Annotated in this window: 4 protein-coding genes; 1 reads left to right on the top strand and 3 read right to left on the bottom strand. The window is 70.6% G+C overall.

The window, feature by feature from the left end; all coding sequences use genetic code 11:
- From ACXJKL_RS18150 to ACXJKL_RS18140, 3 genes are all read right to left on the bottom strand, one after another.
- A partial coding sequence (locus ACXJKL_RS18150; RefSeq protein ID WP_457208403.1) for a malic enzyme-like NAD(P)-binding protein occupies positions 1-1048 on the bottom strand: 1048 nt, incomplete at its 3' end.
- A gap of 91 nt (positions 1049-1139) precedes the next feature.
- Complete coding sequence (locus tag ACXJKL_RS18145; protein WP_457208402.1) at positions 1140-1616, bottom strand: glutathione peroxidase; 477 nt, start codon at positions 1614-1616, stop codon at positions 1140-1142.
- The gene (locus ACXJKL_RS18140) at positions 1613-2104 is read right to left on the bottom strand and encodes a hypothetical protein (protein WP_457208401.1); all 492 of its coding nucleotides are present in this window, start codon (positions 2102-2104) and stop codon (positions 1613-1615) included. Before ACXJKL_RS18140 ends, ACXJKL_RS18145 begins: the two co-directional genes overlap by 4 nt.
- Before the next feature lie 84 nt (positions 2105-2188).
- Here ACXJKL_RS18140 and ACXJKL_RS18135 point away from each other — a divergent pair.
- A partial coding sequence (locus ACXJKL_RS18135) for a hypothetical protein (protein WP_457208400.1) occupies positions 2189-3098 on the top strand: 910 nt, incomplete at its 3' end.

Genomic DNA, 3098 nt, shown 5'->3' with positions numbered 1-3098 from the left:
CGTCGATCCACTCCGGCGCGAGGATGCCCGGGGCRCTGACCCCGATGAAGACGTCGGCGTCGACGAGCACGTCGTGGAGGCTGCCGGTGGCGCGGCGCGGGTTGGTGACCCCCGCGAGCTCGAGATGAGCCGGGGAGAGGGTGGTGTCGTCGGCCGACAGGGCGCCCTCGCGGTCCACCACCACGACGTCGCCCGCTCCCGCGGCGAGGAGGAGCGTGACGATCGCGGTGCCGGCCGCACCGGCCCCGGAGACCACGATGCGCACCTCGCCGAGGGACTTCTTGACGCAGCGCAGCGCGTTGGTGAGCGCCGCCAGCACCACGATCGCGGTGCCGTGCTGGTCGTCGTGGAAGACGGGGATGTCCAGCGACTCCCGCAGCCGGCGCTCGATCTCGAAGCAGCGCGGGGCGGCGATGTCCTCGAGGTTGATGCCGCCGAAGCCGGGCGCGATCATCTCGACCGCGCGGACGATCTCGTCGGTGTCCTGGGTGGCCAGGCAGATGGGCCAGGCGTCGATGTCGGCGAAGCGCTTGAAGAGCGCCGCCTTCCCCTCCATGACGGGCAGCGCGGCGCCGGGACCGATGTTGCCCAACCCCAGGACGGCCGAGCCGTCGGTGACCACCGCCACCGAGTTGCCCTTGATGGTGAGGCGGCGTRCGTCGGCGGGGTTGTCGTGGATGGCCATGCTCACCCGGCCCACGCCCGGGGTGTAGGCCATCGACAGGTCGTCGCGGGTGCGCAGCGGGACCTTGGACTCGACCGAGATCTTGCCGCCGATGTGGAGCAGGAAGGTGCGGTCGCTGACCTTGTGGACCACGACGCCCTCGAGGGCCTCGACGGCCCGGACGAGCTCCTTGGAGTGGGCCTCGTCGGAGGCCGAGCAGGTCACGTCGACGACGAGGCGGTCGTGCCGCGACTCGGTGACGTCGATGGCGGTGACGACCCCGCCGCCCTCCGCGATGGTGGTCGCGACGGTGCCCACGACGCCGTGGTCGGGAGCGGTGTGCAACCGCATGGTGATCGAGTACGACGAAGCGGTGGCAGCCATGGCCCGACCCTCCCCCGCCGCGGAGGTTACGGGCAAGTCACCTGCGTTTCGTGAGACGGACGCGGGACGGGCGCGCGGGGCGCGCGGTGCGTCAGAGGACCGACTCGATGTCGGACCCGATCTTCTCCGGCTTGGTGGTGGGGCCGAAGCGGTCGATCACGGCGCCGTCGCGGCCGATGAGGAACTTGGTGAAGTTCCACCGGATCTTGCCGCCCAGCAGGCCCGACCTCTCGCTGCGCAGCCACGCGAAGAGCGGGTGCGCCTCGTCGCCGTTGACGTCGACCTTGGCGAACAGCGGGAAGTCGACGCCGAAGTTCCGCTCGCAGAACGACGCGATCTCGTCGTCGCTGCCCGGCTCCTGGCCGCCGAACTGGTCGCACGGGAAGCCGAGGACCGTGAAGCCGCGCTCACCGTAGGTGTCCTGCAGCTCCTGCAGTCCCTTGTACTGCGGGGTGAAGCCGCACTGCGAGGCGGTGTTGACGACGAGCACCACCCGACCCTCGTACGTCGCGAGGTCGGTCTCGGTGCCGTCGATGCTGGTGGCCTTGAAGTCGCCCAAAGAGGTCATGCGCGTCCTTCGGAGCCAGGTGCGGGATCGGATGGGTCCGACCGGCGACGTCGCGAGCGCCACAGGAGGCCCAGCACCAGGAGCAGCACGGCGTCGGCGACCAGCGTGGTCCACAGGCCGGCATGCCCGGCCACCTCCCCGGAGGCCGTGTGCCGCGACGGCTGGCCCTCCAGGACCCGCACCGTGATGGACCCGCTCTGCTCGGCGTCCGTCCAGGTGTCCCGGTCGACCTCGGAGGCCCAGGTGCCCTGCTCGGGGTCGACGTCCCGGGGGAACCGGTAGCTCACCCACCACCGCGGCTCGGCGTCGGTGCCGAGGTTGCGGGCGGCGGTGACCTCGGCGCGCACGTCCGTCCCGGCGCTGTCGACCCGCGCGTCGGTCCACGACGACATCACGAGCGGCAGGTTGACCAGCACCACCACAAAGGCCAGCACGGCCACGTTCTTGAGCCGTCGGCGGTCCGCCAGCAAGGACGACAGGGCGGACATGTGGACCAGTATCGGCGTGGCGGGTTTGCGACCCGACACCCGGTGGAACGAGGCAGGTGATCCACACCACCACGAGGGGACCACATGACGCACCGATCTCGCCTGGGAGGCGTGGCGCTCGTCGCCGTGCTCGCCCTGATCCTCACCAGCTTCGCCGCCGCGCCGGYCACCGCCGCCGGCAAGCGCACCAAAGGCAGGGTGTCCTACGGCAGCACCACCTGGGCGGCCGGCACCTCCGGCTACGCCATCAAGGGCAAGGCCTCCGGCCCGAAGCGCAGGGTCGTCCTGCAGGTCAAGTGGGCCGACGGCTGGCACACCATCGACAAGACGAAGACCAAGCGCAAGGGCACGTACAGGTTCACCGGCTCCTTCGACTGGTACGGAGCCCACAAGCTCCGCGTCCTGGTCCCCCAGAAGAAGCGCTTCCGCGCCAAGGCCTTCAAGGCCAAGAAGTTCACGGTGGTCGTGCCGTGGGCCCCCCGCGGTGCCACCTCGTCGTACCTCCCCTTCTCCGGCCAGGGACTGACCTTCCGGTGGAACCCGTGCGAGACGATCAAGTACCGCATCAACCCCGGCCTCGGCGGCCCCGGCGCGGTGCCGATCACGCTCGAGGCGATGGAGCTCCTCGAGCGTGCCACCGGCTTCCGGTCCAAGTACGTCGGCACCACGACCGCCGTCCCGATCCGCGGCGACCGCCACCCGCGGGGCACCGACCTCGTCATCGCCTGGTCGCACCAGGACCTCGACCCCGGCCTCGTCGGCGCGGTGGGCGTGGGCGGCACCGGGCGGTCCCCGATCGCGAGGTTCAAGAAGAGCAGGAAGCCGACCTGGCGCATCGCGAAGCCCGGCGTGACCATGAACATGGCCTACGGCGCCGAGTACCCGATGACCATGGACGACCCCAACACCGAGACCATGGGCCTGGTCCTCATCCACGAGCTCGGGCACGCCTTCGGTCTCGACCACTTCGCGGACGACATCCAGGTCATGCACC

The organism is Nocardioides sp. P5_C9_2 (assembly GCF_054049555.1).
Note: the sequence above shows the minus strand (reverse complement) of the source record. Positions and strands in the feature narration are given on the sequence as shown.